Source organism: Pseudomonas anguilliseptica (genome assembly GCF_900105355.1).
Taxonomy (GTDB): Bacteria; Pseudomonadota; Gammaproteobacteria; order Pseudomonadales; family Pseudomonadaceae; genus Aquipseudomonas; species Aquipseudomonas anguilliseptica.
The window spans coordinates 2,633,964-2,659,426 of record NZ_FNSC01000001.1; the positions used below are offsets into that span (position 1 = coordinate 2,633,964).

The 25,463-nt window shown below is 61.5% G+C and carries 26 protein-coding genes and 3 pseudogenes; 5 read left to right on the forward strand and 24 right to left on the reverse strand.

The features are described from left to right. Positions 1–30 precede the first annotated feature (30 nt). The 7 genes and pseudogenes from BLW24_RS27165 to leuS all read right to left on the reverse strand — a co-directional run. A pseudogene (locus BLW24_RS27165) lies at positions 31–196 on the reverse strand (methyl-accepting chemotaxis protein); the annotation flags it as partial. Beyond that, on the reverse strand, positions 148–1,164 hold the full coding sequence (locus BLW24_RS12720) for a PAS domain-containing protein (RefSeq protein WP_420874990.1): 1,017 nt from the start codon (positions 1,162–1,164) through the stop codon (positions 148–150). The pseudogene BLW24_RS27165 and the gene BLW24_RS12720, both read right to left, overlap by 49 nt. Before the next feature lie 142 nt (positions 1,165–1,306). Then, a complete protein-coding gene (locus BLW24_RS12725; protein WP_090381395.1) occupies positions 1,307–2,590 on the reverse strand; it encodes a lytic murein transglycosylase in 1,284 nt (427 codons plus the stop codon). A 72-nt stretch (positions 2,591–2,662) separates the two neighbouring features. Then, positions 2,663–2,821, reverse strand: a complete 159-nt coding sequence (gene arfA / locus BLW24_RS12730) for an alternative ribosome rescue factor ArfA (RefSeq protein WP_090381403.1) — start codon at positions 2,819–2,821, stop codon at positions 2,663–2,665. A gap of 80 nt (positions 2,822–2,901) precedes the next feature. Next, positions 2,902–3,936 carry a DNA polymerase III subunit delta gene (gene holA / locus BLW24_RS12735; RefSeq protein WP_090381408.1) on the reverse strand — a complete coding sequence of 345 codons (1,035 nt, stop codon included), beginning with the start codon at positions 3,934–3,936 and terminating at the stop codon, positions 2,902–2,904. A 39-nt stretch (positions 3,937–3,975) separates the two neighbouring features. Continuing rightward, positions 3,976–4,587, reverse strand: a complete 612-nt coding sequence (locus BLW24_RS12740; protein ID WP_090381411.1) for an LPS-assembly lipoprotein LptE — start codon at positions 4,585–4,587, stop codon at positions 3,976–3,978. Between the two features lie 72 nt (positions 4,588–4,659). Beyond that, the gene (gene leuS, locus BLW24_RS12745) at positions 4,660–7,272 is read right to left on the reverse strand and encodes a leucine--tRNA ligase (protein ID WP_090381414.1); all 2,613 of its coding nucleotides are present in this window, start codon (positions 7,270–7,272) and stop codon (positions 4,660–4,662) included. A 226-nt stretch (positions 7,273–7,498) separates the two neighbouring features. Between leuS and BLW24_RS12750 the strand changes: the two genes are divergently transcribed. Together BLW24_RS12750 and BLW24_RS12755 are read left to right on the forward strand one after the other, a co-directional pair. Beyond that, positions 7,499–7,942 carry a hypothetical protein gene (locus tag BLW24_RS12750; RefSeq protein WP_090381416.1) on the forward strand — a complete coding sequence of 148 codons (444 nt, stop codon included), beginning with the start codon at positions 7,499–7,501 and terminating at the stop codon, positions 7,940–7,942. A gap of 26 nt (positions 7,943–7,968) precedes the next feature. Beyond that, on the forward strand, positions 7,969–8,742 hold the full coding sequence (locus BLW24_RS12755; protein ID WP_090381423.1) for a YdcF family protein: 774 nt from the start codon (positions 7,969–7,971) through the stop codon (positions 8,740–8,742). A gap of 27 nt (positions 8,743–8,769) precedes the next feature. On the opposite strand, the gene BLW24_RS12760 is transcribed toward BLW24_RS12755, so the two are convergent. From BLW24_RS12760 to BLW24_RS12795, 8 genes and pseudogenes are all read right to left on the reverse strand, one after another. Further along, positions 8,770–9,741 carry a peptide ABC transporter ATP-binding protein gene (locus BLW24_RS12760; protein ID WP_090381430.1) on the reverse strand — a complete coding sequence of 324 codons (972 nt, stop codon included), beginning with the start codon at positions 9,739–9,741 and terminating at the stop codon, positions 8,770–8,772. Next, a pseudogene (locus BLW24_RS12765) lies at positions 9,741–10,109 on the reverse strand (oligopeptide/dipeptide ABC transporter ATP-binding protein); the annotation flags it as partial. The pseudogene BLW24_RS12765 and the gene BLW24_RS12760, both read right to left, overlap by 1 nt. A 3-nt stretch (positions 10,110–10,112) precedes the next feature. Then, positions 10,113–11,075 carry an IS630 family transposase gene (locus BLW24_RS12770; RefSeq protein WP_090381434.1) on the reverse strand — a complete coding sequence of 321 codons (963 nt, stop codon included), beginning with the start codon at positions 11,073–11,075 and terminating at the stop codon, positions 10,113–10,115. A 78-nt stretch (positions 11,076–11,153) separates the two neighbouring features. Next, positions 11,154–12,005 (reverse strand): universal stress protein, encoded by an 852-nt coding sequence (locus BLW24_RS12775; protein ID WP_090381439.1) that lies wholly within the window; start codon positions 12,003–12,005, stop codon positions 11,154–11,156. A 170-nt stretch (positions 12,006–12,175) separates the two neighbouring features. Beyond that, complete coding sequence (locus BLW24_RS12780) at positions 12,176–13,663, reverse strand: SulP family inorganic anion transporter (RefSeq protein WP_090381442.1); 1,488 nt, start codon at positions 13,661–13,663, stop codon at positions 12,176–12,178. Positions 13,664–13,832: 169 nt separating this feature from the next. Beyond that, positions 13,833–14,258, reverse strand: coding sequence for a DMT family transporter (locus BLW24_RS12785; RefSeq protein ID WP_090381445.1), 426 nt, complete (start codon positions 14,256–14,258; stop codon positions 13,833–13,835). Between the two features lie 89 nt (positions 14,259–14,347). Then, complete coding sequence (locus BLW24_RS12790; protein WP_090381450.1) at positions 14,348–15,046, reverse strand: SDR family oxidoreductase; 699 nt, start codon at positions 15,044–15,046, stop codon at positions 14,348–14,350. After that, complete coding sequence (locus BLW24_RS12795; protein ID WP_090381455.1) at positions 15,037–15,909, reverse strand: MBL fold metallo-hydrolase; 873 nt, start codon at positions 15,907–15,909, stop codon at positions 15,037–15,039. The genes BLW24_RS12790 and BLW24_RS12795 overlap by 10 nt, the downstream gene beginning before the upstream one ends. Positions 15,910–16,008: 99 nt before the next feature. On the opposite strand from BLW24_RS12795, the gene BLW24_RS12800 reads away from it, so the two are divergent. Continuing rightward, positions 16,009–16,908 carry a LysR family transcriptional regulator gene (locus BLW24_RS12800; RefSeq protein ID WP_090381460.1) on the forward strand — a complete coding sequence of 300 codons (900 nt, stop codon included), beginning with the start codon at positions 16,009–16,011 and terminating at the stop codon, positions 16,906–16,908. 6 nt (positions 16,909–16,914) lie between these two features. On the opposite strand, the gene BLW24_RS12805 is transcribed toward BLW24_RS12800, so the two are convergent. The 6 genes from BLW24_RS12805 to BLW24_RS12830 form a co-directional block, all read right to left on the reverse strand. After that, positions 16,915–17,403, reverse strand: coding sequence for a GNAT family N-acetyltransferase (locus BLW24_RS12805; protein WP_090381465.1), 489 nt, complete (start codon positions 17,401–17,403; stop codon positions 16,915–16,917). 16 nt (positions 17,404–17,419) lie between these two features. Then, complete coding sequence (locus tag BLW24_RS12810) at positions 17,420–17,983, reverse strand: DUF4136 domain-containing protein (RefSeq protein ID WP_090381470.1); 564 nt, start codon at positions 17,981–17,983, stop codon at positions 17,420–17,422. A 24-nt stretch (positions 17,984–18,007) separates the two neighbouring features. Further along, a complete protein-coding gene (locus BLW24_RS12815; RefSeq protein WP_090387727.1) occupies positions 18,008–18,601 on the reverse strand; it encodes a DUF4136 domain-containing protein in 594 nt (197 codons plus the stop codon). Positions 18,602–18,630: 29 nt separating this feature from the next. After that, entirely contained in the window at positions 18,631–19,380 is a 750-nt protein-coding gene (locus BLW24_RS12820; protein WP_090381479.1) for a methyltransferase, read from the reverse strand. Further along, the gene (locus BLW24_RS12825) at positions 19,373–19,693 is read right to left on the reverse strand and encodes a nucleotide pyrophosphohydrolase (protein ID WP_090381484.1); all 321 of its coding nucleotides are present in this window, start codon (positions 19,691–19,693) and stop codon (positions 19,373–19,375) included. The genes BLW24_RS12820 and BLW24_RS12825 overlap by 8 nt, the downstream gene beginning before the upstream one ends. 105 nt (positions 19,694–19,798) lie before the next feature. Further along, positions 19,799–20,653, reverse strand: a complete 855-nt coding sequence (locus BLW24_RS12830; protein WP_090381488.1) for a MaoC family dehydratase — start codon at positions 20,651–20,653, stop codon at positions 19,799–19,801. A gap of 172 nt (positions 20,654–20,825) precedes the next feature. On the opposite strand from BLW24_RS12830, the gene BLW24_RS12835 reads away from it, so the two are divergent. Next, complete coding sequence (locus tag BLW24_RS12835) at positions 20,826–21,818, forward strand: AraC family transcriptional regulator (protein ID WP_090381492.1); 993 nt, start codon at positions 20,826–20,828, stop codon at positions 21,816–21,818. Between the two features lie 3 nt (positions 21,819–21,821). On the opposite strand, the gene BLW24_RS12840 is transcribed toward BLW24_RS12835, so the two are convergent. Next, positions 21,822–22,592: a sulfite exporter TauE/SafE family protein gene (locus BLW24_RS12840; RefSeq protein WP_090381495.1), complete on the reverse strand. Its 771-nt coding sequence runs from the start codon at positions 22,590–22,592 to the stop codon at positions 21,822–21,824. 876 nt (positions 22,593–23,468) lie between these two features. On the opposite strand from BLW24_RS12840, the gene BLW24_RS12845 reads away from it, so the two are divergent. Further along, a complete protein-coding gene (locus BLW24_RS12845) occupies positions 23,469–23,987 on the forward strand; it encodes a TIR domain-containing protein (RefSeq protein WP_244161156.1) in 519 nt (172 codons plus the stop codon). A 21-nt stretch (positions 23,988–24,008) separates the two neighbouring features. On the opposite strand, the pseudogene BLW24_RS27400 reads toward BLW24_RS12845, so the two are convergent. Together BLW24_RS27400 and BLW24_RS12855 are read right to left on the reverse strand one after the other, a co-directional pair. Continuing rightward, positions 24,009–24,224: pseudogene (locus BLW24_RS27400) on the reverse strand (site-specific integrase); the annotation flags it as partial. Between the two features lie 154 nt (positions 24,225–24,378). Then, positions 24,379–25,359, reverse strand: coding sequence for an IS5 family transposase (locus tag BLW24_RS12855; protein ID WP_090381501.1), 981 nt, complete (start codon positions 25,357–25,359; stop codon positions 24,379–24,381). Between the last annotated feature and the right edge of the window lie 104 nt (positions 25,360–25,463).

Genomic DNA, 25,463 nt, shown 5'->3' on the forward strand with positions numbered 1-25,463 from the left:
GCTGGGCCAGGCTCTGGTTTCTTTGCACCACGTCGACGATTTCCTCGGTGGCCTGACTGGTGCGGCCAGCCAGTTGACGGACTTCATCAGCTACCACGGCGAAGCCTCGGCCCTGATCACCGGCTCGCGCGGCTTCGATGGCGGCGTTCAAGGCCAGTAGATTGGTCTGTTCGGCAATGCCGCGAATGGTCTGCAGATGGTGCTGATCAACTGCGACTGCTTGTCCAGGGCCTCAATGCCTTCGCTGGCGTCCTGCATTTGCCGGGCAATGCGCTGCATGACTTCGACGGTTTGGCTGACCACGTTGGCACCCTTGTTGGCGCTGGCGTCGGTTTGTTGCGAGATGCTGTAGGCCATGTTGGCGGCATTGGCCACGGCCTCTTCCTGATTGACCTGGTCGGTGATCACGGTGGCAAACTTGACCACTTTGTAGAGCTTGTTGTGGTTGTCGACGATGGGGTTGTAGGAGGCTTCCAGCCAGACCGTGCGACCTGCACTGTCGATGCGCTTGAAGCGTCCGGCGATAAACTCGCCGCGGTTAAGCCTGGCCCAGAAGGCTTGGTAAGCCTGGGAGTTGTACTCCTCGGCTTCGCAGAACTGGCGGTGATGCTTGCCTTTGATCTGCTCCAGGCGATAACCCATGCCATCGAGAAAGCGCTGGTTGGCAGTGAGGACTTCGCCGGCCAGGTTGAACTCAATCACTGCGGTGGAGCGCAGCAGTGCATCGATCAGGCCTTCGTGCTCGCGCGACGTGGAGATGGTGCGGGTCAGGTCGGTGGCGAGACAGGCGAAATAGAGCAGCTCGCCACGGCCATTCAGTACGGGCTGCCAAACGGCGCGGAGCCAGGCTTCCTGACCATTGCCGCGGACCAAGCGAAAGGCTCCGTTGAGGTGTTCGTGCTGGCGCAAGGCCTGCTGCAGGCTCCGGTAGTTGGGCTCGTTGTGGAACGATACAGGGATCAGCGATTCCAGTGTACGACCCAGCAGGGTGCTGCGCTCGTAGTGCATTTCGCGGAGAAAATCGTCGTTGGCGTGGCGAATCGTGCCATTCGGGTCGATCTCAATTACCAGCATTTCACTGTAAATCGAGTCGCGGATCTGCCTCAGGCTGGCCAGCTCTTCACGCAGTTCGGCCAGTTCTTCTTTCAGTTTGTTGTTGAACATCGCAAGGCACCTTGTAAAAAGGTTGGCTGACCCCTGAGTGAATTGGGCATGTCATTGGCGGTTATCGGCAGCAGGCGCCGCTACTCAAGTGTAGTTGAGCAGCGGATTGCCGCGGACTTAGCGTCTTGCGTTGCGCGGGTGCTTACCTGAGCTGCTGCAGCAGCTCATGGCTGGGGTAGCCATCGGCAGGTTGCCCCTTGGATTGCTGAAAGGCGCGTACGGCCTTGCGCGTGTTGGCGCCGATAATGCCGTCCGCCGGGCCTGGCTCGTAGCCTTTGCTGGCCAGCAACTCTTGCAGTTCGATGCGTTCGCTACGCCCCAGCTGACGATCATTGCGTGGCCAAGCCGCCTGTACGCCGGGGTTACCGTCCAGGGCGTCACTGAGCAGGCCGATGGCCAGTGCGTAAGCGGTGGAGTTGTTGTACTTGAGAATGCTGCGGAAGTTATTCAGCAGAAGGAACGCCGGACCGCGATAGCCGGCAGGCAGAAACAACGTGGCCTGGCTTTGCTCGTTGGCATCAATGGCTCTGACTGGGTTGATCCCGAGGGTGCGCCACTGCGCCAGGCTGCGGCGCACTTCCGGGTCGGCCAGGGCATAATCGAAACCCTGCGGTAAATTCACTTCAAAGCCCCAGGGCTGACCATTTTCCCAGCCAGATGCCTGTAGGTAATGTGCGGCAGAGGCGAGGGCGTCAGGCGTAGAGGTCCACAGGTCACGGCGGCCATCGCCATCAAAATCCACGGCATGCTGGTTGAACGTGGTTGGCATAAATTGGGTTTGTCCCATGGCGCCCGCCCATGAACCGATCAGTCCCTGTGTCGGGGCGTCGCCGGCTTGCAGGATCTGCAGTGCGGCCAACAGCTGGCTGCGCCAGAACACTTGACGGCGGCCATCGTAGGCCAGGGTGGCGAGGGAGCGGATGACGTTATGGCTACCGATATTGCTGCCGTAATTGCTCTCCATGCCCCAGATTGCGATCAGCACTTCGTGGTCCACCGCGTAGGCGCTACGAATGGCTTTCAGGGTCGGCCGATGCTGTGCCTTGAGCAGGCGGCCCTGGGCGATCCGCGAGACGGAAACGGCGCCATCGATGTAGTCCCACACCGGGCGGGTAAACTCCGGCTGGCTGTTGTCGGAGGTTACAACTCTTGGGTCCAGGGTGATGCCGGCGAAGGTGCGATCGAACAGATCGGCATCGATACCGGCGGCGATGGCATCGCTGCGTAGCAGCATGCGCCATTCATCGAAGCTGAGTAGCGGGGTTGGGCTGCTGACCACGCTGGCAGTTGGGACTGCAGGGGCTGTGCTGGTTGTAACTGGCGCGGCTGCAAGCGGCTGGGCCGGCGCTTCGGCGCAGGCAGTCAGAAGCAACAGGGTGCAGGCGGTGGCGCTATGGGACAGGCCCCGAAGAAGCAGGTAAGGCATGGTGGTCTCGGCACATTTTGCAGGCCGTAACCTTAGCATGATTGAGGCGCTATGCGGGCTGTGGCGGGCTTTTCAGGCAGCCAGAAAGTATGAAGCCTCCCAGTTTTGCTGGGAGGCTTCGCGGCGGTAGCTGCCTTTGCCTTTGCTGGGTGTTTCCTGGCGTGAGCGAAACAGCGGTTGGGCTATTAGGGATTTGGCCTTGTTAGGGCCGCGTTTGGCTTTCTTCGCCATGACGTTTCCTCGGCAAATGACCTGCACGTCGCAGGCGGACGAAGCATGATCCGCACACTGCCAAAAGTCCAGAGTCTGCGCTAGCGGGATAGACCCAGGCGTTGGCCACAGATGGCTAGCGTCAACAGGCTTAGGCCGCTCCAGGGGTCGCCGGCCGCCTGGCCTTTGATCTGTGCATCAATCTGCTGTGCATCCTGCAGCAGCGCTGCCCAGCGGTTGGTTGAGAGTCGTTGCAGGGCTTTGCTGACTAGGGGGCGGCGTTTGTCCCAGACCGGTGGACGGGCGGAACTGAAGGCTTTATCCAGCGGCATGCCCTGGCTGTACTGCTGGGCGATGGTCGCCAGCAGGCGGATTTCACGGGCCAGAGCCCAGAGAATTACCGGTGGTTCCACGCCTTCACCGCGCAGCCCTTCGAGCATGCGCAGGGCATGGGCGGCTTCGCCATTGAGGGCCGCATCGATCAGGCCGAATACATCAAAGCGAGCACTGTCGGCGACCGAGGCATGTACGGTGTCGACGTCAATCTGTGTGCCTTCGGCCAGCAGTTTGAGTTTTTCGACTTCCTGGGCGGCGGCGAGCAGGTTGCCTTCGACGCGCACGGCAATCATGTCCACCGCTTCGGTGCTGGCGCTGAGGCCCGATTGCGCCAGGCGCTGACGAATCCATTGCGGCAGCTGGTTGGCATCCACCGGCCAGATCTGCACGAACTGCGTTTGCGCGCCTTCGATCAACGCCTTGCCCCACTTGGTCTTCTGCGCGCTGCCGTCGAGTTTCGGCAGGCTGATCAGCAGCACGGTGTCTTCGGCGGGGCGGGCAAGGTATTCCAGCAGCGCGGCGGCGCCCTTGTCGCCGGGCTTACCGTTGGGCAGGCGTAGCTCCAGCAGGCGTTTGTCGGCGAACAGCGAGAGGCTGGCACCGGCTTGCAGCAGGTTGCCCCAGTCGAAGTTGTTGTCGGCGTTGAACACCTGGCGCTCGCTGAAACCCTGCTGGCGGGTCGCGGCGCGAATGGCGTCGGTGGCTTCCTGGCAGAGCAGCGGCTCGTCGCCACTGACCACATAGACCGGGCTCAGGTTGCCCTGCAGGTGTTTGCCGAGTTGTGCGAAGTTAAGCTTCATGCGGGTGCAGAGCGGGGCCGCTTGCGCGGCCCGGCGAGCTTACTGGGCGGGAATCGGCAGCTGAATCGGCGACTGCTGCGGTTGCGCGGCCTGTTGCTGGCGAGCGGCTTCCAGGGCATCGGCTTCGGCCTGGGCCTTGGCTTCTGCGGTTTGCTGCAGTTGGTCCAGTTGCGCTGGGCTGATCTGCTGCAGGCGCTGGACCAGTTGCTGGATCAGTTCGCGGTTCATTTCCTGGCGGATCTGCGCGGCTTCCTGGTCACCGCCAATCAGGTTGTTGCCGTCCTGGGTGTAGAAGCTTTGGGCTTCCAACTTGTCGCTGATCAGCAGCAGGTCTTTGCTGCCACGGATCTCGTATTCGAGGGTTTTGTTCAGCTCGTACTCGGCGGTGCGGGCCGAGCTGGTAAAACTGGCGGCGCGGCGATTTTCCTGCTCGTTGCTCAATACCAGACGGTATTGAGCGCCTGGGTAGACCTTGACGCCGTTGTTCTGCAGCACGTCGCGTACTTCGTTGACGGTTTCGCCATAGGCGTTGCGTGCGCTGACATCCAGTTCCTTGAGGGCGAACTGCACGTCACCGGTGCCGCGCAGCTGGAAACCGCAAGCGCTGAGCAGGGTAGCCAGGCCAATTACCAACAGATTCCGTTTGATCATCTTTTATCCCCTTGGCGTGTCTTGCGGCGCGCCGTTGTGCGGTCGCGCCGAGCTTAATCAGTTGGCGACTAGTCAGTTGGCAACAATGTTGACCAGTTTGCCTGGCACCACGATGACCTTGCGAATGCTCAGGCCCTCAGTAAAACGCAGCACGTTCTCGTTGCTGCGGGCACTGGCTTCGACGTCTTCGCGGCTGGCACTGGCCGACACTTCAATCTGCCCGCGCAGCTTGCCGTTGACCTGGATCACCAGGGTCAGGCTGTCCTGTACCAGGGCGGATTCATCCACCTGTGGCCAGGTGGCGTCGATGATGGCTTCGTCGTGGCCCAGTTCCTGCCATAGCTGATGGCTGATATGCGGCGTGATTGGCGCCAGCAGCAGAGCCACCGCTTCCAGACCTTCCTGCAACAGGGCACGGTCTTGTGCTGTGGTTTGTGCGGCTTTCTCCAGCACATTCATCAGCGTCATCACCTGGGCGATGGCGGTGTTGAATTTGTGATGCTGGCCAATATCGAAGCTCGACTGTTTGATCGCCAGATGAATCGCCCGGCGCACGGCCTTCTGCTCGTCATTCAGGCTGGCCAGGTCGAGTGCACCGGCGATGCCCTGGCTGACGTGGTGTTGCGCCAGGCGCCAGACGCGGCGCAGGAAGCGGTTGGCGCCTTCAACGCCAGCGTCAGACCATTCGCAGCTCATGTCCGGAGGTGAAGCGAACATCATAAACAGACGGCAGGTGTCGGCGCCGAACTGATCGATCATCGACTGCGGGTCGACGCCGTTGTTCTTCGATTTGGACATCTTCTCGGTGCCGCCGATTTCCACCGGCAGGCCGTCGCTCTTCAGTTTGGCACTGATGACCTTGGCTTTTGCATCACGCTCCAGCTCGACGTCGGCCGGGTTGAACCAGTCTTTGCCGCCATTTTCCAGGGTGCGGTAGTAGGTCTCGGCGACCACCATGCCTTGGGTCAGCAGGTTCTTGAACGGCTCATTGGAGGACACCAGGCCTTCGTCACGCATCAGCTTGTGGAAGAAGCGCGCGTACAGCAGGTGCAGGATCGCGTGTTCGATACCGCCAATGTACTGATCCACTGGCAGCCAGTGGTTGGCCGCTTCAGGGTCGACCATGCCGCCGGTGTAATGTGGCGAGGCGTAGCGCGCGTAATACCAGGACGACTCGACAAAGGTGTCCATGGTGTCGGTTTCACGCTTGGCCGGTGCGCCGCATTTCGGACAGTTGCATTCGTAGAACTCCGGCATACGCGCCAGCGGGCTGCCGGCACCGTCCGGCACTACGTCTTCGGGCAGTACGACGGGTAGCTGGTCTTCCGGTACCGGTACGTCACCGCAGCTATTGCAGTGGATGATCGGGATCGGGCAGCCCCAGTAACGCTGACGGCTGATGCCCCAGTCGCGCAGGCGGAACTGGGTTTTGCGAGCGCCGTGATCGTTGGCTTCCAGATCGGCGACGATGGCGTCGAAGGCGGCGCTGAAGTCGAGGTTGTCGTACTTGTCAGAGTTGATGCTGGTCAGCCCAGCCTTGTCGCCGTACCAGTCATGCCATTGAGTGGCGTCGTACTCTTTGCCTTCGCCGGTGTAGACCTGCTTGATCGGCAGGTCGTACTTGCTGGCGAACTCGAAGTCGCGCTCATCGTGCGCTGGCACGGCCATGACTGCACCTTCGCCGTAGCCCCACAGCACGTAGTTGGCGACGAATACCGGCAGCTTGTCGCCGGAAAGCGGATGAATAACGTATTGCCCGGTGGCTACGCCCTTCTTCTCCATGGTGGCCATGTCGGCCTCGGCCACGGAGCCGGCTTTGCATTCGGCGATAAAGGCAGCGATAGCCGGATTGCCCTCGGCAGCGCGCTGGGCCAGCGGGTGCTCGGCGGCCACGGCGACGTAGGTGGCGCCCATCAGGGTGTCGGGGCGGGTGGTGTAGACCTTGAGCTGGCCATCGATACCGACACTGGCCTGGTCATAGTCGAACACCACATCAGCGCCGAAGCTCTTGCCAATCCAGTTGCGCTGCATGGTCTTGACCTGTTCCGGCCAACCATCCAATTCGTCCAGGCTACTCAGCAGCTCTTCCGCATAGGCGGTGATCTTGAAGTAGTACATGGGGATTTCGCGCTTTTCGATCAGCGCGCCCGAGCGCCAGCCGCGGCCGTCGATAACCTGCTCGTTGGCCAGTACGGTCTGATCCACCGGGTCCCAGTTGACGCTACCGTTCTTGCGGTAGATCACTCCCTTCTCGAACAGCTTGGTGAACAGCCACTGTTCCCAACGGTAGTAATCGGGTTTGCAGGTGGTGACTTCGCGAGTCCAGTCCACGGCCAGGCCCAGCGATTTGAGCTGGGTCTTCATGTACTCGATGTTTTCGTAGGTCCACTTGGCAGGTGCGACCTGATTCTTCATCGCGGCGTTTTCTGCCGGCATGCCGAAGGCGTCCCAGCCCATGGGCTGCAGCACGTTCTTGCCGAGCATGCGCTGATAGCGGGCGATCACGTCACCGATGGTGTAGTTGCGCACATGGCCCATGTGCAGCTTGCCGCTCGGGTAGGGGAACATCGACAGGCAGTAGAAGGTCTCCTTGCCCGGCTGTTCGCTCACTACAAAGGATTTCTGCGCGTCCCAATGGGACTGCGCGGCGGCTTCAATTTCACGGGGCGAGTACTGTTCTTGCATGGCTACCGGCGCTGGGAATAAGGGCTTGCGGGAAACGCCGTAGCATACATGAGCCCCGCTTATTCAGGGAAACCCTGATTGCGCCGCGCGCCAGCCACTGCGGCCCGGCCATGCTCGTCTGTGGCGCCTGGCCGGCTAAGCCGTTTGTCGCGAGGTACTGCCGGTTAAAGCGCGAACGCTAAGCTTGCTATATGGAGTGGCAGCCTGCTCTGGGGTGAGGTGAAGGATGGCGGAGTTTCGGCGTGGTGCAGCGGGTGGCGGGCTCTATGAGCGGCTGCTGCAACGCCTTGCCATGGCGTTGGATGAGGCGGATAGCGTGAGTGCGCTGTCTGCACAACCGCCGCTGGAACTGGAGCTGCGTGGCCTGACGGCGGCGGAAATGGAGCTGATTCGCGCTTATCTGAATCGCGACCTGGACTGGCTGCGCGGCTGGCATGCCGCCGCGCAGGAAATGGCGCAAATCGAACAGCTGCCGAGCTCACGCAAGGTCGGCCGCACTGGCCATAAACCCACTGCGATGCTGCCCGGCAAGGTCAAACCCCTGCTTAAACGTCGTTTACAGCTGTGCTGCGCCCTGTGCGGCACTCTGGCGGGCTGGCAGTCCGGCAATGGCGTACAGGCCTGCAAGGCCTGCGGTTCGCAGTTGTTTCGAGCAAGTAATCATCGGTAGGCTGCGCGCACCCAAGGAGGTGCTCAATGCCGATTCGCTACATCCTCAAACAGCTCTTTCTGCCACCAGGCCTGTTCCTGCTGTTGCTGCTGGTCGCTTGGTGGCTGCGTCGGCGTTTTCCGCGCTTGGCGGCGGCTTGCCTGGTCGTTGGCTTGGGCGGTATGTGGCTGTTTAGCCTGCCGGTGGTGGTCGAATACTCGGCGCGAGTGCTGGAAAGCGAGCCGGCATTGGATGAGCGGCAATGGGCTGGTCTGGCTCGGCAGGCGGACGTGATTGTGGTTCTGGGGGGCGGGCGTGAGCTGGCTGACCCCGGTTGGGGCGCAGATCAGCCCAGCCTGCTGGCGTTGGAGCGGGTGCGTTTCGCCGCTCGTCTGGCTAAGGCCTCGGGTTTGCCGCTGCTGACCAGTGGCGGGTTGCACTTTGGCGCACCGCCCAGTGAGGCGGCCTTGATGGCCGAGGTGCTGGCGCGTGATTACGCCTTGCCGGTGCGTTGGCAGGAGGGCGCAAGCCGCACCACCTGGGAGAATGCGACCCACAGCGCTGAATTGCTGAAGCAAGCAGGCATTACCCGCGTGGTGCTGGTGACCCAGGCCTGGCATATGCCCAGGTCACGCTGGAGTTTTGAGCAAGTGGGTTTGCAGGTGATCAGCGCGCCAATGGGGTATCTCGGCACGCCCAATGGCCGGCCGGCCGGCGGTTGGTTACCGGAAAGCAAGGCCGTTTGGCATAACGGTTTGCTGCTTAACGAGGCTATTGGTTTGCTGGCTTATCGGTTGTTCTACCGGGCTGCGCAGGAATAAGCCCCGGCTGGCCGGGGCTTGCATACTTCAACTGTTGATCTGTTCGGCATGGTGACACGCCACTTGCCGCGCATCGAGCAGGCGCAGCGCCGGCTGTTCAGCTTTGCAGCGTTCGCTGGCATGTGGGCAGCGCTGGTGGAAGGCGCAGCCGCTGGGGGGCGACAGCGGGTTGGGTAGCTCGCCACTGATCTTGATCTTCGGTTTGCTCGGGTCAGGGTGGATGGTCGGTGTCGCTGACAGCAGTGCCTGGGTGTAAGGGTGCAGTGGGCGGTTGTAGATCAGCTCGCTGGGGCCCATTTCCACTGGGCGGCCGAGGTACATCACCAGCACATCATCGGCAACGTGGCGCACCACCGAGAGGTTGTGCGAGATAAACACGTAGCCGGTGTTGAACTGCTCCTGCAGGTCCATAAACAGGTTGAGTACCTGGGCCTGTATCGACACGTCCAACGCCGAGGTCGGCTCATCCGCCACCAGCACCTTGGGTTGCAGCATCATCGCGCGAGCCAGGGCGATGCGCTGGCGCTGGCCGCCGGAGAACATATGCGGGTAGCGCTGGTAATGCTCGGGGCGCAGACCGACCTGCGGCATCATTGCCTGCACCCGCTCGCGCCGTTCCGGCTGCGACAGCTGAGTATTGATCAGCAGCGGCTCGCCCAGCTGGTCGCCGACCTTCTGCCTTGGGTTGAGCGAGGCGTAGGGGTTCTGAAAGACCATCTGCACATCACGGCGCAGCTGCTTGCGCTGCGCCTTGTTGGCGCCTGTCACTTCCTGCCCGGCGATCTGCAGCGAGCCTGAGCTGGGTTGCTCAATCAGCGTCAGGGCGCGGGCCAGGGTGGATTTGCCGCAGCCGGACTCGCCGACCACTGCCAGGGTCTTGCCCGCCTGTAATTCAAAGGACACGCCATTCAGCGCCTGCACCTGGGCATTGGGCTGAAACAGGCCGCGGGATATTTCGTAGTGACGGGTGAGGTCGCGAGCAGTCAGGACGGCGCTCATCAGGCCACCTCCGCAGTCAGGTTGAGCGGGTAGAAGCAGCGCGCCGCGCCGCGTTCATGGGCATCCAGACTCGGCCGTTGTTGACGGCAGTGGGCCTGGGCGTAAGGGCAGCGTGGTGATAGCAGGCAACCCGCTGGCCGGTCGTAGCGACCTGGGACAATGCCGGGCAGGGTGGTCAAGCGGCGTTGGCCCTGGCTGTGTTCGGGGATCGCCTTGAGCAATGCTTCGGTATAAGGGTGTGTTGGCGCATTGAACAGCTGCGGCACGCTGCCGATTTCCACCGACTGGCCGGCATACATCACGCAGACCCGTTGCGCGGTTTCGGCGACCACGGCCAGGTCGTGGGTAATCAGTACTAGCGGCCTGTCTGGTTAATCCAATAACTCATTCCGAATTACAGCCAGCTTTGCTCGATGCACGGAGCTGATAATCGACTCAGCCGTTTTGTTCCAGCGGAACGGCTTAGCCGAATGTTCGTTATGAGCCTCAATGAAGCGACGTATCGCCGCTCTCAGGTCAGCCACGCTGCTGAAGGCATCACGATAAAGCGCCCGTCTTTCCAGTTGCGCAAACCAGCCCTCCACGGCGTTCAGCCACGAGGCGCTGGTCGGTGTGAAGTGCAGCTTGAAACGGGGATGCTTCTCCAGCCATTCCCTGACGGCAGCGGTCTTGTGAGTCGAGCTGTTGTCCAGAATTACATGCAGGTCCAGCTCGGCGGGAGTGCTGCGGTCGATCTGTCGAAGGAACTCCAAAAACTCCTTGGCCCTGTGCCGCTGGGTGATACGGCCGATGACCTTACCCGTCAGGATGTCAAAGGCTGCGTACAGACTGGCCGTACCGTGGCGCTTATAGTCATGCGTCCGCCGCTCAATCTGCCCGGGCTTGAGCGGCAGCATGGGCTGTGTGCGGTCCAGCGCCTGGATCTGTGTTTTTTCGTCAACAGATAGCACCAGGGCGTTGTCGGGCGGATTCAAATAGAGCCCGACGACATCGACCACTTTGTCTGCAAAGTGCGGGTCGTTACTGATCTTGAAGGTTTTCAACCGGTGCGGCTTGAGGTCGGCAGCAGCCCACACCTGTGCGACCTGCCAGATGCTGACCCCAGCGTACTTGGCCATCAACCGTAGGCTCCAGTGGGTAGCTTCGCGCGGTACTCGCTGGGTCGTCAGCGTCAGGATTTCCTTGATCTTCTTGGGCGTGAGACCGTTGGCCAGCAGCAACAGAATTCTGGCCCGCTGGCCGATGCTCTGAGGCAGCGATCCCATGCGTAACCAGCCTTGCAGCATGTCGGCATCACTGGGACTCAAGAAGAATGGGGCTGCTGGCCGGGCCATATGGGAGCTCAATTCATGACGATAGAGCGCGCAGTATACTGGCTCGGCATTGGATTAACGAATTTTACAGACAGTTCACTAGCGCAGAATCAGCAGCGCGCTGTTGCTGGTGCGCAGTAGGGTACTGGTGGTGCTGCCGACCAGGAACTGGCGAATCCGCGAGTGGCCATAGGCGCCCATGGCCAATAGATCAATGCCTTGCTCGAGCTGGTAGGCGTGCAGGGTGGGTTCTACCTCTCCGGCGCGAATCGCCAGATACACTGCGCTGGCCGAGCCTTGCACGACACGTTCAGCGGCCTTGAGTTGTTCCCAGGCATCGCTGGTATCCGCGCCGATCATCACCAGATGGCACGGCAGGCCCTTGAGCAGCGGGCTGGCGGCAATCATTTCCAGGCTCTTGCGCGCGGTGGCGCTGCCGTCATAAGCCAGCATATAGCTTTGCGGTGCCTTGAATTCGCCGCAGCTGACCAGAATTGGCCGGTGCAGGGTACGGATAACGTTCTCCAGATGGCTGCCGACCAGCTGGCTGAGGCTGTCGCTGGTCTTGCCCTGGCGGCCGATCACCAGCAGGCGGATATCGCTCTCCAGTTCGTGCAGGCAGTCGACCAGATCGCCATGGCGCTGGCGCAGTTGTGTCGGATCCACACCATCGGCCTGCACTCGCTCGCGGGCTGCTTCGAGCATCAGCCGGCCTTGTTCCATGGCCAGCTTGTGACGCTGCTGATCAAGCTTGGCCAGCTCGTCGAGCAGGTGCTCGCGGCTACCCAGACCGATGTTGCCGGACAGGTCCGGGCTGGTTGGGTACTGCACCTCATCCAGCACGTGCAGCAGGGTCAGCGGCGCACTCAGACGCTGGCTGGCCCAGGCGGCGTAATCGCATACCGCGCGGGTGGATTGCGAACCATCAATGCATGCCATTACTTGGGTCATTGCTGTTCTCCTTGATTAGAGGGGTTTAGAACCGTAGCGCGCGATGGTCAGGCAAGGCGAAATCAGCCGTAAAAGCGGAGTGTACGCGTCGTACATGAGCATTTTGAGACGCCGTGTCTCGGGCTGATTTCAACGCGGCATGGCCGAGCTCAGTCGTTTGTAAACCCCTCTCAGTGGCCGGACAGCAGGTCGGTGGCGTTGTCTTTGTCATGCACACCGAAGCGGTCGACGATGGTCGCGCTGGCTTCGTTCAGGCCCAGCACTTCGACTTCGGTGCCCTCGCGGCGCAGCTTGAGCACGACCTTGTCCAGGGCGGCGACGGCGGTGATGTCCCAGAAGTGCGCGCGCGACAGGTCGATGATCACCTTAGCCACTGCCTCCTTGAAGTCAAAGGCGGCGATGAACTTGTCGGCGGAGCTGAAGAACACCTGACCGATCACCTTGTAGGTGCGCTGGCTGCCATCACTGTCAGCTTCGGAATTGATATAGAGGAAGTGGCCGATCTTGTTGGCGAAGAACATCGCCGCCAGCAGCACGCCGACAAACACGCCGTACGCCAGGTTGTGGGTATAGACGGTGACCGCCACGGTGGCGAGCATGACGATATTGGTCGATAGCGGGTATTGCTTCAGGTTGCGCAGCGAATCCCAGCTGAAGGTGCCGATCGACACCATGATCATCACCGCCACCAGCGCGGCCATGGGGATCTGGCGGACCCAGTCGCTGAGGAACACCACCATCAGCAACAGCACCACGCCGGCCACCAGGCACGACAGCCGGCCACGGCCACCGGATTTCACGTTGATCACCGATTGACCGATCATCGCGCAGCCCGCCATGCCGCCCATCAGGCCAGCGGCGATATTGGCTACGCCCTGGCCTTTGCATTCGCGGTTCTTGTCGCTGTTGGTGTCGGTCAGGTCATCGATGATGGTGGCGGTCATCATCGATTCCAGTAGACCAACCACGGCCAGGGCGGCGGCATAGGGGAAGATGATCGCCAGGGTTTCAAACGTCAGCGGCACATCCGGCCAGAGGAAGATCGGCAGGGTATCCGGCAACTCGCCCATGTCGCCGACGGTGCGGATATCCAGGCCGAAATACATGGCCACTGCGGTCATCGACAGGATGCACACCAGCGGCGAGGGAATGACCTTGCCCAGCTTCGGCATGTAGGGGAACAGGTAGATGATGCCCAGGCCGGCGGCGCACATGGCGTAGACCTGCCAGGTGACGTTGGTCAGCTCCGGCAGCTGGGCCATAAAGATCAGAATCGCCAGGGCGTTGACGAAACCGGTGACCACCGAGCGCGAGACAAAGCGCATCAGCGAACCCAGCTTCAGGTAGCCGGCGCCGATCTGCAGCACGCCGGTAAGCAGGGTGGCGGCCAGCAGGTATTCCAGACCGTGGTTTTTCACCAGGGTGACCATGACCAGAGCCATGGCCCCGGTGGCTGCGCTGATCATGCCTGGGCGGCCGCCGACAAAGGCGATTACCACGGCGATACAGAAGGAGGCATACAGGCCGACTTTGGGATCGACGCCGGCGATGATTGAGAAGGCGATGGCTTCCGGGATCAGCGCCAACGCTACCACCAGACCGGCGAGCACATCGCCGCGGATATTAAAGAGCCAGGTGTTTTTCAGGCTTTGCAGCATGGTCAATTCCAAAGGCTGGGGCGCAGTGGCTAGCCAATAGGTACAACCGCGCCGGACGATGAGTCGGGCACATGACGGTTGGTATCGGCAGGGCAGGCAAGGCGCAGGGTAAAAACGCCGCGCACTTTAGCACAGCCGGTCCGCGCCTACGGCGCGCGGCGCTGGGCGGCTAGCCGCGGCGGATCAGCCAGATGCCGGCGACGATCAGCAACAGGCCGCCGATTTTGCCCGCGGTAATCGGTGCTTCGCGAAAGCCGGCCCAGCCGAAGTGGTCCAGGGTCAGGGCCATGCTCAGCTGTCCGGCGATCACCAGCACCATAAACAGCAGGGCGCCGACGCGTGGGCCGGCAAAGGCGGCGGTGGCGATAAACATCACCCCCAGCAGGCCGCCACTCCAGTGCCACCAGGTCAGACCTTTCAGCGCGCCGAAGCTGGGGAACTCGCGCTGCACCAGCACCAGAATCAGCAGCGCAAGGGTACCGACGGCAAAGGACACCAGTGCGGCGGCCAGCACGCTGGACACCTGCTTGGCCAGTTGCCCGTTGATCCCGGCCTGCAACGGCAGGCAGGCGCCGGCAACGAAGGGCAGGGCCATCAACCACCAGATATCGGGGCAGGCATGGGCGTATCTCCAAGCGGGCAGGGCGGGCGATTATGCCGCAAATGCGCAGCGCGCCGTCAGCCTTACCAAGGCAAGGTCTGGCCTTGGTAATCGAGGAATGTGCAGCGTCGGCGACCCAGCTCAGCGGTGATCACCTGATACAGCCCCGCGGCACTGTCCGCCACACTCAAGGGGGCATCCGCGCCGCCCATGGCCGTGCGCACCCAGCCCGGATGCAGAGCCAGCAGGCTCCAGGGCAGCTCGGCATAGTGGCTGCTCCAGCTCAGCAGCAGGCTGTTCAACGCCGCTTTGCTGGCACCGTACAGCGGCATGTCGAGGGCGCGGTTGAGCTGCAGGCTGGCCATCTGCGAGCTGATAAAGGCCATCACGCCGCCGGCCTCGACTCGCCCGGCCAATTGTTGCGCCAGGCTGATCGGCGCGACCGCATTGGCCAGAAACAGCTGGCCGACCTCTGCGCTGTTGGCCTGGCGCGGATCCTGATGCATTGGGCCGTAGATGCCAGCATTGAACAGGGCGCAGGTCAGCGGTTGGTCACCCAGCGCGCGGTCGATCAGTTGGCCAGCCTCGCGCTGTAGCAAATCGCACTCAATCAGCTGCAGGCGTTGGCCATGTTGCGTGGCCAGCGTCCGCAGTTCGTGGCTGCTGGCCAAGTTGCGGCTCACGGCGTGCACCTGCCAGCCCGCCTGCACAAAGGCCTGGGTCAGACCCAGGCCAATGCCGCGTGAGGCGCCGGTGATCAGGATGCGGCGGCTTAGGGCCACTGCATTTCACCCTTGAGCACCTTGGCGCTCAGTTCCAGGCTGCTGGCGTCGAGCAGCTGCGGGTACTTGGCGTTCATGCTGTCGATCAGCGCCTGACTGTTCTGGGCGTTGGGCAGGGCCGCTTCCAGGTCATTGAGATAGTTGCGGGTAAAGCGCAGGTCATCCAGGTTCAGCGCCGGTTGGCCCATAAAGTGCCCAGGCACCAGGGTTTTCGGTTGCAGCGCTTGCAGTTCATCCAGGGATTTCAGCCAGGATTTACGCGCCTCTGCGGTTTGCGCATCGGCAATCCAGGGGTGGATGTTGGCGTAGGTCAGCACGCCGCCGACCACGGCCTTGATGCTCGGAATCCACAGGCTGGTGTGCTTGGGATCATGGCCGACCAGCTCGATGCGCTGGCCTTCCAGGCTTAGGTGGTCGCCTTGCAGGGCGTGCGGCACCACTGTGCGGGCCGGGGCGCTGTCCTTGAGGACCGGGCCCCAGTAGGCCAGCTTCGGTGCGCGGCTTTTCTCGATATAGGCGATGGTCTGTGGCGTGGCCAGCACCTTGGCCTTGGGGAAGGCGCGGGTCAGGGTGTCCAGGCCGAAGTAGAAATCCGGGTCGCCGTGGCTGATAAAGATGGTGGTCAGGGTCTTGCCGCTGGCCTGGATACGCTCGACCAGTTCCTGCGCTTCACGGGTGGAGAACTGCGTATCGACCAGGATGGCCTCGCGTTCGCCGCTGATCAGCGTTGAAGTTACTGAGAAGATGGCCTTGTCACCTGGGTTGTAGACGTCCAGGATCAGCGGTTGGGCAAGGGCGGTGGTGGCCAGGGTCAGCAGGCTGGCGCTGGCGAGCAGGCCGCGCAGATGAGTGATGATCGACATGGGGAGCTCCTGTTGAGTGATTGAGCCCATCTTAGTTGCTTTAAATCGACCAAAAAGCCCCGTAATCTGCGCATATTTGTTGCATTAAGTGGACTAATCATGGATCGCCTGACGGCAACTAGGGTCTTTGTCGAAGTGGTGGAGCGCGGCAGTCAGACCGCCGCCGCTGATGCGCTGGAGATGTCGCGGGCGATGGTGTCGCGTTACCTCGGCGAGCTGGAAACCTGGGTCGGCGCGCGCCTGCTGCACCGCACCACGCGCAAGCTGAGCCTGACCGGTGCCGGCGAGCAGTTGCTCGGTCAGTGCCGCGAGATGCTGGCCATGGCTGACGCCATGCAGAGCGTCAGTCGTACGGACGAGGCCGCGCCGCGCGGCACCCTGCGCATCGCCTGCAGCCAGTCGCTGGCCCAGGCCTGGCTGGTTCATGCGCTGGATGACTTCACCCGGCTGTATCCGCAGGTCAGTATCGACCTGCTGGTGGGCAGCCAGGCGGTCAATCTGGTGGAGGCGCGCATCGACCTGGCGTTGCGCATCACCAATCAGCTCGACCCCAACCTGATCGCCCGCCAGTTGGCGGTGTGTCGCTCGGTGGTGTGCGCCACCCCGGCGTATCTGGCCAGGCATGGCACGCCACTGCGGCCTGAGGCGCTGGCGCAGCACAACTGCCTGAGTTACGCCTATTTTGGCCGCAGCATCTGGGAGTTCAGCCGCGCCGGTGAGCCGCATGCCGTGGCGGTCAGCGGCAACCTCAGCGCCAATGAATCCATGGTGCTGCTGGAAGCCACACTGGCCGATATGGGCATCAGCCTGCAGCCGCGTTATTCAGTTAGCGCGCATTTGCGTTCCGGGGCGCTGGTGCAGTTGCTGCCTGACTACGAGCCGCAGCAATTGGGTATTCACGCCCTGTATGGCACGCGCCGGCAAATGCCGCCGGCACTGCGCGCGTTGCTGGATTTTCTGATTGAGCGGTTTGCGGACCGGCCGGACTGGGATCTGTAAGCCGGCCTACAGCGGTTTGTTGAACTGGATCAGCGCAACGCGCTGGCCCTTGGGGTCGCGGCGCTCGACCACGGCACTGAGGGTATAGCCGAGCTTTGGGTAGAGCAGCAGGCCGGCGCTGTTGGTGTTGAAGCACGACACCTGCATGCGTTTGGCGTGGTAATGCTCGCGCGCCAGCTGCTCCATCACCGCCACCAGATAGTGCGCCACGCCGTGGCCACGGGCCCAGGGGGCGACCATCAGATTGCCGAGGGCGCAATGGTCGTCGTAGTGCCATTGGTAGAAGTTGGCAAAGCCAGCCACTCGGCCATCGAGCAGCACCACCGTGCTGTCTCGGCGTTCGGCCATGGCGGCGGCCAGCTGACCGATGCTCAGTGGCCAGTCCGCCTTGGGGTAGCAGAAGAACAGTTCATCGGCGTTCTGTGGAAAGCCGACGATCTCGGCCAGGTCAGCCGCCGCAGTGGGACGATGGCTGAGGTGTGGGGTGGGGTTCATGCAACATCCTTGTCGGTCAGCGGGGCGGGTATTGGCTTAATACGTCGGCGACTGTACGGCGTATTGCAGTTTCGCGCTCGCTGGGGCTGGGCTGGCGGCTGCGCAGGACCTGTTCGGCGCTGCCACGCCAGACCAGTTTGCCGTCCTTGCCGTCGAGCAGGTCGATCTGCAGGGTGCCGACCTGATAGTCCAGAGTGCGGGTTTCTACATAACTCGGGCCGCCCCAGAAACTACCGCCCCATGGGTCACCCCAGGCTCCGCCAAAGTGGGTGCTGACCTGCTGCTGGCGATTGTCGACGATCATCCACACCTGCACCTTGAGATCGCCTGTGCTGTTCGCTGGCGCGGGGCGCAAGCCGCGCTGGTCGAGCTGCTCGCTGACCGCGCTGCGAATGCGCTGGCCGGTGAGATCACTGTTGATGCGTGGGTCGTCGGGCTTGTATTGCACGGCCGGTTCCTGCCAGCTCCAGCTGCGGTAAGCAGCAAAATCCCGATTGGGGTCGAAGTCGCGTTCCAACTGCGGCGTCTGGCATGCGCTGAGGATCAGCAGCAGAGGCAGTAATAGCAGTGATGCACGCATGGGTGCTCTCCTCGGGTTCAGCAATCAGTGTGGCGGGTACGCCGCCAGGGCCTGTTGTAGCGCATTGCGTAATGCGGCGGCGCGTTCACTCTGGCTGCCGTTGCTGAGGGTTTCGGCGCTGGCACTCCAGACGGGTTGGCCATCCTGGCCGTCGTACAGTTCGATGCGCACCACCATGACCTCTTCGGTATAGCTGCGCACCAGCGGCGCGCTACCCCACATGCCGTACTCATCGCCATACCGGCTGTGACCGTAATGGCTGCCATAGTGTTCAGTGACCTGGCGTAGGCGCTGCTCCAAACGCAGTTCGGCGCTGACCTTGAGGTCGCTGGTGTTGCCGGCGCGATGCGGGCGCAGGCCGCGCTGGTCGAGGGCATTGCTCAACGCTTCCTGCACCTGCTCGGAACTGGCCCAGGCGCTGCCAGTCGGTAGCTGCTGCCAGCTCCAGGTGCGGTAGCGGCCGTAGTCGCGTAGCGCTGCCGGGTAGGCGCTGCGGTCCAGTTGCTGGGGCGAGTGAGCGGGCGCCGGCGGCATTGGCTTGCTGTCAGCAATATAGGGATTCTGGCTCTGGCAGGCCGCGAGGCTGGTCAGGAGCAGTAAGGCGCCCAGTCTTTTCATTGAGTGTTCAGCCTCCAGCGAGAGGGCAATCAGCGTGGCCGGCAAATCCAGTGCAGATAACGGCCCAGCCCGGCAAAGCTGGGGTGGCGGCGGTAGGCCAGTTCCATTTCCAGCAGGTCGAGCAACTCGGCCTTGGCCTGGAAGGCTTGCGGCATATAGTCATGAAACACCCGTACGCCACTCTGGCTTTCGACCTGCCAATTAGCTTCAAGTTGCGCCGCCAACTCGCGCGGATCAAGCGGCATCTGCGGAGTCAGGCTCTGTTTCTCCCCTGCGAACTCGGCCTTGCGCAGTTTGCGGAAGTGGCCCTTGAGCAAATTGCGGTAGATCAGCGCATCCTTGTTGTAGAAGGCCAGCGACAGCCTGCCGCCGGGCGCGCACAGCTGGTGCAGCACCGGCAGGATGCTGTGCGGCTCGGCCAGCCACTCCAGCACCGCGTGGCAGATCACCAGATCAAAGGGCTGCTCCAGCTGGCCGAGCAAGTCCTGCCAGGGCGCCTGGATAAAGGTGGCGTCTTGCCCAGCAGCGGCAAAGCGCTCGCGGGCGCCGGTGAGCATCGGCTCGGCGGGTTCGGTCAGGGTCACCTGGTGGCCACGTTCGGCCAGCCACAGCGACATATGGCCAAGGCCTGCGCCAATATCCAGCACCCGCAGCGAGCGCTCGGGTAGCGCTTCGGCCAGGTCGGCCTGAAGCACGGCCAGGCGAATTGCGCCTTTGGCGCCGCCATAGATCTTCTCGGCAAAGCGCGTGGCCAGCTCATCGAAGTGCCGATCACTCATGGGCTGTGCTCCCGAGAAAGCGCCGTTCGTTGTCGGCCAGCTTGGCGCGCACCACCTGTTCCATGTCCAGGCCCAGCTCGCCGCACAGCAGTATCAGGTAGAGGATCACGTCGCCGATTTCCTGGCCGGCATGGGTCAGTTTTTCCGGCGGCAATTGGTGTGATTGGGCCTCAGTCAGCCACTGGAATATTCCCACCAGCTCGGCCATTTCCACGCAGGCCGCCATGGCCAGGTTCTTCGGGCTGTGGAATGGCCGCCAATCGTTGTGGTCACGAATGGCGTGCATGCGGGTGGTCAGTTCGGCGAGGTTCATCAGGCGCTCCAGCAAAGAGGAGCATAGCTTCGGGGGTTCATCTGCACTGTGCAAGCGGCTGCCGGACAGTTACCGGGAGCCGTCTGCTTTATTTACGACGAGATTTCACTCCAGTGGCCGCCAGCTGCCGCTCATATGCACCAGCTCATCCTGGCCAAGCAGGCTGAACTGGCCATGGCTGCCGGGTTCGCTGGCCAGCAGGCGCACCTCGGCCGGCAGCAGCACCGGTTTCTGAAAGCGCATACTTACCGCATAACCGGCTGCGGGCAGGCGCGTGCCGAGTTCAGCCAGCGCGCGGCCCTTGTTCCACAGACCGTGAGCAATAGCGCGGGGAAAACCGAACAGCTTGGCCGTGGCGGCAAACAGATGGATCGGGTTGTAGTCACCGGCGATGCGCGCATAACGGCGCCCGATATCTGTCGGGGCGCGCCAGTGCACCAGGGTGGTTTGCGCAAGTGCGGTTTCGGCTTCGCGTTCGGTCGGCTTGCCGTTCAGGCGCAGGGCACGGCAGAGGATGCGGCTGTCGCCTTCCCAGAGCAGGCCGAGCTGGTCGTGCAGCTGGGTGATCAGGCTAAAGGTCACGCCCTTGTCATGGGGCTGCAGGTTCTGCCCCTGCACGCTGACGGTAAACGGCCCGAGGCCGCCGAGCGGGCGCAGCACGCGAATATGGTTTTCCAGATGCACCAGGCCGAGCAGCGGAAAGGGGAAGCGTTTGTCGGTGAGCAACTGCATCTGCAGGGCAAACGCCAGAATATGCGGGTAGGTCGCGGGTAGCAGATGATCATCGGCAAAGCCGCAGATCTGCCGATAGCGCGCCAGGTGTTTGGGGTCAACCGTAACCTGGCAGCGCACACCCAGCTCAGGCAGGCTGCGGCCGGTCACGCGGCGGCGCAGGGCTGCGCGCAGAAACAGGGCGGGTAAGGCAGGCGGGGCGGGCAGGTCGAGCCAGTCGATGGCCATGGGCAAACTCCTCAGAACGGAGGCAGCAGCTTAGTCGGCTAGCGCCGCCGTGCATTGGCCGCCATGCCTGGACGCGCGTCGGGCCAGTCAATCGCTCGCATTCACGCCTTGAGCGCATGACCTAAAGCTGCCTAAGATGGCCGCGCCTCGCAAACAATAAGAGTTCCTCGACATGCGTGACCTGACTGACGATGTGGCGCTGATGCGCCCGGTGATCGACGCCTTGCGTGCCAGCGGTAACGACCCCGATCGGGTTCTGGCGCGTGTTGGCCTACCGCCCGGTGGTTTGCCTGCCGGACGCTTTCCCCATGCGGCCCAGGCCATGTTCTGGAAGGCCGCTATCGATGAATGCGGCGAGGAGCATGTCGGCCTCTATCTGGCCCAGCACCTGCCGGCCTTCCACGGCCTGTTGTTGGAATACCTGTTTCTCTCCAGTGAAACCTTTGGCGATGGGCTGCGTCATGTGCTGCGCTACGTACGGCTGCTCTCCGATACCCTGAATGCCAAACTGGATCTGCAGGGCGAGCGCGCGGTACTGGTGCTTGGGTTGATTCCCGGAACGCCGCGGCACTTTCCGGAGATGCTTGCCGGTGCAGTGATCCGCCTGTTCGATGCGCTGACCGAGGGCGATTTCACGCCTTTTGAAGTGCAGTTTATGCATGCTTCTGGCGCGCCCTCCGAGTTGTATCAGCAGGTCTATGGCTGCCCCGCTCAGTTGGGTGGCGAGCGTTATGCGCTGGTATTCAATGCCTCGGTACTGGAGAAAACCTCGCGGCATGCCGCGCCAGAATTGCTGCGCATGCATGAATCGCTGGCGCGTCGGCAACTGGCCGAAGTCGAGCGGCTGGACCTGGTGCGCAAGGTGCGTGAGTTGATTGGCGAGCTACTGGTCGACAGCGGTGCCACCCTGGAACAGGTGGCGGCACGGCTGAATATGCCGGCGCGGCGGCTGCGTGAGCGGCTGGCCATGGCCGGGGTGCGCTTCAATGATCTGGTCACCGACTACCGCTGCCGATTGGCCAAGGACCTGCTGCTCAACACCGATGAGCGTATTGAGGTGATAGTCGAGCGCACCGGCTTCTCTGAGCCGAGTACTTTCTATCGCGCCTTCAAGCGCTGGGTCGGCGAAACCCCAGTGGAGTTTCGCAAGCGCGGCAAGCAGTGAGGGCTACTGGGCGAAATAGGTCGCCCAGAAGTAATAAAGCGTCATGCCGCTGCCCACGCCGATCACTAGCAGGCGCAGGAACTTGGCCGGCAACCGCTGGCCCAGCGCACCTCCGACATAGCCGCCCAGGGTGGCGCCCACCAGCAGAATCACCAGCTCATACCAGCTGACCCGACCGGCGATGATAAAAGTCGCGGTGGCGACGCTGTAGATCACTGCTGAAATCAGGTTCTTCAGGGCATTGGCGCGAGCCAGCGGGTGGCCTTCGATGGAAAACGCCGCCAGTTGCAGAATGCCCATGCCGGCACCGAAGTAACCGCCATAGATCGATACGCCGATATGCGCGGCCAGTGACAGTGGGCCGTGCGGCGGTTGTGCGGCCTCGGCGCGGCGCGCGGCCAGCCAGCGACTAAGCCAGGGGCTGGCGGCAAACAGCGCAGTGGCGGCCAGCAACAGCCAGGGAATCAGCTTGGCGAATACCGCATCGCCGCCCACCAGCAGCAACAGTCCGCCCAGCAGCCCGCCCGCCAGCCCGGCTGCCAACAATGGCAGCAGATAGCGCCCCAACGGTCGCAGCGAATCCCGCGCCGCCCACGCCCCGGCCAAGCTGGCCGGCCATAGCGCCACGGCATTGGTGGCATTGGCCGTTACCGGCGGTAGGCCTGCCGCGAGCAAGGCCGGAAAGGAGAAAAACGTGCCGCCGCCGGCCAGGGCATTCATCCCGCCGGCAGCAATACCGGCGAGTACCAGCAGCAGAATCTCGGACACAGACATGGCAAAGGCTCAGGTAAAAGGTCAGCAGCTTAACCAGCGCGCGTGGTGGGGCCAAGTCGACCAAGGTCGCTGGCGCATGGGTTGGCCAGATCGCGGGCATGAAAATGGCCGGGAGCCATTTTTAACGTCGCGTATCGACAGCCTGAAGGTAGGCTCTGGGTGGGGCAGACATAAAAAACTGTCTGGAGCAGTTTTTAACGTCGCGCAGCGACGGCTCGAAGGGTGGCTGCCATGGATGGCAGACATAAAAAAGCCGGCTTGTGGCCGGCTTTTAGGGGGTGGTAGCTACTTATTTTTGGTAAGCCGCGACCACCTTTCTTAATCTTTTGATTTCGGGCCTTGCAGCCATAATCGGGCGGCGACTGTACCAAAACAGTACCGATCGTGCCAGTGATTACCCCCAATTTAAGCAAAGCATGGGAGCGTATTAGCTTGGTGCAATTGGGTTGCCCCGAGTGTCGTGATAGTGTTGGAACCACACTCTGTATGGAAGCAATAAATGGTTCGTAAACCATCCACTTTCGCCACTGCGGATGAACCGAAGTTGGTTCTGAGCGCCAGGCAGATATCACTGTGTATTTCGCGTATTGAAGATCGTATAGCAGAGCTCAAAGATTTTAATGTGCGTAGCCTCGAAGGTAGGACATCTCCTGGCCTTCAGGCTCTTGAGGTTGCTATTCAGGACACTCTTGAGCGCTGCTTTGGTTTAAATACTAGCGCAGCTAAAAGGTATTCTGGTGCGGCCAGTCTGCACTATACGGCTTACGTTGTAGCAATCGAGGGGGGGCGCGTCCAGACTACGTGGCCCATACGACGAGAAAAATTCAAGAATCCATAGCTTTGCTTAGTCAAGCGCGACGCTCATTAGAAGATGACTTGTCAGATATCGAGCACATTGGAAAATCCCCTGACGAACTGCCCACTGACGCGCCTAAAACTTCGCCTAAATCATGCCGTATTTTTATTGTGCATGGACACGAGCCTGCGCCACGCGAGGCAGTGGCACGATTCCTAAGTCTTCTTGGTTTTGAACCAATTATTCTTCATGAACAAGCGAGCGGAAGTGGGACTGTCATTGAGAAAATTGAGCGTTATGGTGACGTTGGGTTCGCAGTTGTTCTATTGACGCCAGATGATGAGGGCGGTGTGAAGGGTGGGCCAATTCAGCCCCGGGTTCGCCAGAATGTGCTGCTTGAGCTTGGATATTTCATGGCGAGACTGAGTCGGCCTAATGTATGCGTTATTAAGCAAGGCGAGGTTGAATTACCAAGTGATTTTCTTGGCATGGTATGGACTGATTTCGATAGTGGCGGTGCTTGGAAGCAAGCGCTAGGGATGGAGCTTCAAGAGGCTGGTTACGATATTGATTGGAATAAGGTTCATGGCCGCCGGTAAGTGCGGCCAGATTTACGCACGTTAACTTCTATTGAGCTTTTCCAGCTCCAACATATCTGCGTCTGAATCGATCCACCTTGCATAGGTATCGAGTAGCACCTGGACGCCGTGCCCGAGCTGTTTTGCAACGAAGGCCGGGGTCATACCGGCCATAAGGCATACGGTCGCGTACGTGTGGCGCGTAGCATACTGGCGCCGTGGCCTAATGCCCAGCTGCTTAAGTGCTGCGGCCAGGTAGCACTTAGGGATGGTCTGAAGTAGCCCTGTATTTCCGGTCAACTTCAGCCTCCGCTGATTTTGAAAGCGGAAAACTGATCAAAAACGATCAAGTCATCCGCTCATTTCGGTGTTTCTGGCCGCCGCGAGCACCTCGCAGCGGTCATTTCCCACATTACAGGCGCACCTCTCCTGCATTCGTCAGCAAATGTCGACGGGCCATCCACAGGTTCGACAGGGCGAACAGCGTTACCAGTTGTGCGGTGTTTTTGGCCAGGCCACGGAAGCGCGTCTTCACATAACCGAACTGGCGCTTGATCACGCGAAACGGATGCTCGACCTTGGCGCGCACTTGGGCTTTGGCCTTCTCGATCTTGCGCTTGGCTTTGTATAACCCGCTGCGCTTATCGAGCTTCCTGTAGGTGCTGCGGCGTGCCGCCACCTGCCAGATTACCTTCCGACCTTCATGCTCCGGACGCTTTTCGACACCGGTGTAACCTGCGTCAGTACACACCACGTTTTCGTCGCCGTGCAGCAGTTTGTCTACCTGGGTGACATCCGCCACGTTGGCTGCCGTGCCTACTACGCTGTGCACCAGACCCGACTCGTCATCCACGCCGATGTGCGCCTTCATGCCGAAGTAGTACTGGTTGCCCTTCTTTGTTTGGTGCATTTCCGGATCGCGCTTACGGTCCTTGTTCTTGGTCGAACTCGGCGCATTGATCAACGTGGCATCGACGATGGTGCCCTGGCGCAGTGACAGACCACGGTCGCCCAGGTAGCCGTTAATCACAGCCAAGATGCCTGCAGCCAGCTCGTGTTTCTCCAGCAAGCGACGGAAGTTGAGGATGGTGGTTTCATCGGGAATGCGTTCCAGGCTTAAGCCGGCGAACTGGCGCAGGATGGTGGTCTCGTACAGCGTTTCCTCCATCGCCGGATCGCTGTAACCGAACCAGTTTTGCATCAGATGCACACGCAGCATCGCCATCAGCGCATAGGCGGGCCTGCCACCTTCGCCCTTCGGGTAGTGCGGATCGATCAGGGTGACCAATCCTTTCCACGGCACTACTCGATCCATCTCGATCAGGAACAACTCTTTGCGGGTCTGCTTGCGCTTGCCTGCGTACTCGGCGTCGGCGAAGGTCATCTGCTTCATCGGAAAACTCGACGGGTGGAATCCGGGTATTTTGCCAAAATCAGGAAGTCTTCTTCAGAGTTTCCTTAGGGATCCTCTGAAGTAGCCATGCATTTCTGGCTGAC

Bases quoted from the DNA above. Each gene is read 5' to 3' on its own strand.
- BLW24_RS12720 (WP_420874990.1), bottom strand. From the start codon at position 1,164: ATGTTCAACAACAAACTGAAAGAAGAACTGGCCGAACTGCGTGAAGAG.
- BLW24_RS12725 (WP_090381395.1), bottom strand. From the start codon at position 2,590: ATGCCTTACCTGCTTCTTCGGGGCCTGTCCCATAGCGCCACCGCCTGC.
- arfA (WP_090381403.1), bottom strand. From the start codon at position 2,821: ATGGCGAAGAAAGCCAAACGCGGCCCTAACAAGGCCAAATCCCTAATA.
- holA (WP_090381408.1), bottom strand. From the start codon at position 3,936: ATGAAGCTTAACTTCGCACAACTCGGCAAACACCTGCAGGGCAACCTG.
- BLW24_RS12740 (WP_090381411.1), bottom strand. From the start codon at position 4,587: ATGATCAAACGGAATCTGTTGGTAATTGGCCTGGCTACCCTGCTCAGC.
- leuS (WP_090381414.1), bottom strand. From the start codon at position 7,272: ATGCAAGAACAGTACTCGCCCCGTGAAATTGAAGCCGCCGCGCAGTCC.
- BLW24_RS12750 (WP_090381416.1), top strand. From the start codon at position 7,499: ATGGCGGAGTTTCGGCGTGGTGCAGCGGGTGGCGGGCTCTATGAGCGG.
- BLW24_RS12755 (WP_090381423.1), top strand. From the start codon at position 7,969: ATGCCGATTCGCTACATCCTCAAACAGCTCTTTCTGCCACCAGGCCTG.
- BLW24_RS12760 (WP_090381430.1), bottom strand. From the start codon at position 9,741: ATGAGCGCCGTCCTGACTGCTCGCGACCTCACCCGTCACTACGAAATA.
- BLW24_RS12770 (WP_090381434.1), bottom strand. From the start codon at position 11,075: ATGGCCCGGCCAGCAGCCCCATTCTTCTTGAGTCCCAGTGATGCCGAC.
- BLW24_RS12775 (WP_090381439.1), bottom strand. From the start codon at position 12,005: ATGACCCAAGTAATGGCATGCATTGATGGTTCGCAATCCACCCGCGCG.
- BLW24_RS12780 (WP_090381442.1), bottom strand. From the start codon at position 13,663: ATGCTGCAAAGCCTGAAAAACACCTGGCTCTTTAATATCCGCGGCGAT.
- BLW24_RS12785 (WP_090381445.1), bottom strand. From the start codon at position 14,258: ATGGCCCTGCCCTTCGTTGCCGGCGCCTGCCTGCCGTTGCAGGCCGGG.
- BLW24_RS12795 (WP_090381455.1), bottom strand. From the start codon at position 15,909: ATGTCGATCATCACTCATCTGCGCGGCCTGCTCGCCAGCGCCAGCCTG.
- BLW24_RS12800 (WP_090381460.1), top strand. From the start codon at position 16,009: ATGGATCGCCTGACGGCAACTAGGGTCTTTGTCGAAGTGGTGGAGCGC.
- BLW24_RS12805 (WP_090381465.1), bottom strand. From the start codon at position 17,403: ATGAACCCCACCCCACACCTCAGCCATCGTCCCACTGCGGCGGCTGAC.
- BLW24_RS12810 (WP_090381470.1), bottom strand. From the start codon at position 17,983: ATGCGTGCATCACTGCTATTACTGCCTCTGCTGCTGATCCTCAGCGCA.
- BLW24_RS12815 (WP_090387727.1), bottom strand. From the start codon at position 18,601: ATGAAAAGACTGGGCGCCTTACTGCTCCTGACCAGCCTCGCGGCCTGC.
- BLW24_RS12820 (WP_090381479.1), bottom strand. From the start codon at position 19,380: ATGAGTGATCGGCACTTCGATGAGCTGGCCACGCGCTTTGCCGAGAAG.
- BLW24_RS12825 (WP_090381484.1), bottom strand. From the start codon at position 19,693: ATGAACCTCGCCGAACTGACCACCCGCATGCACGCCATTCGTGACCAC.
- BLW24_RS12830 (WP_090381488.1), bottom strand. From the start codon at position 20,653: ATGGCCATCGACTGGCTCGACCTGCCCGCCCCGCCTGCCTTACCCGCC.
- BLW24_RS12835 (WP_090381492.1), top strand. From the start codon at position 20,826: ATGCGTGACCTGACTGACGATGTGGCGCTGATGCGCCCGGTGATCGAC.
- BLW24_RS12840 (WP_090381495.1), bottom strand. From the start codon at position 22,592: ATGTCTGTGTCCGAGATTCTGCTGCTGGTACTCGCCGGTATTGCTGCC.
- BLW24_RS12855 (WP_090381501.1), bottom strand. From the start codon at position 25,359: ATGAAGCAGATGACCTTCGCCGACGCCGAGTACGCAGGCAAGCGCAAG.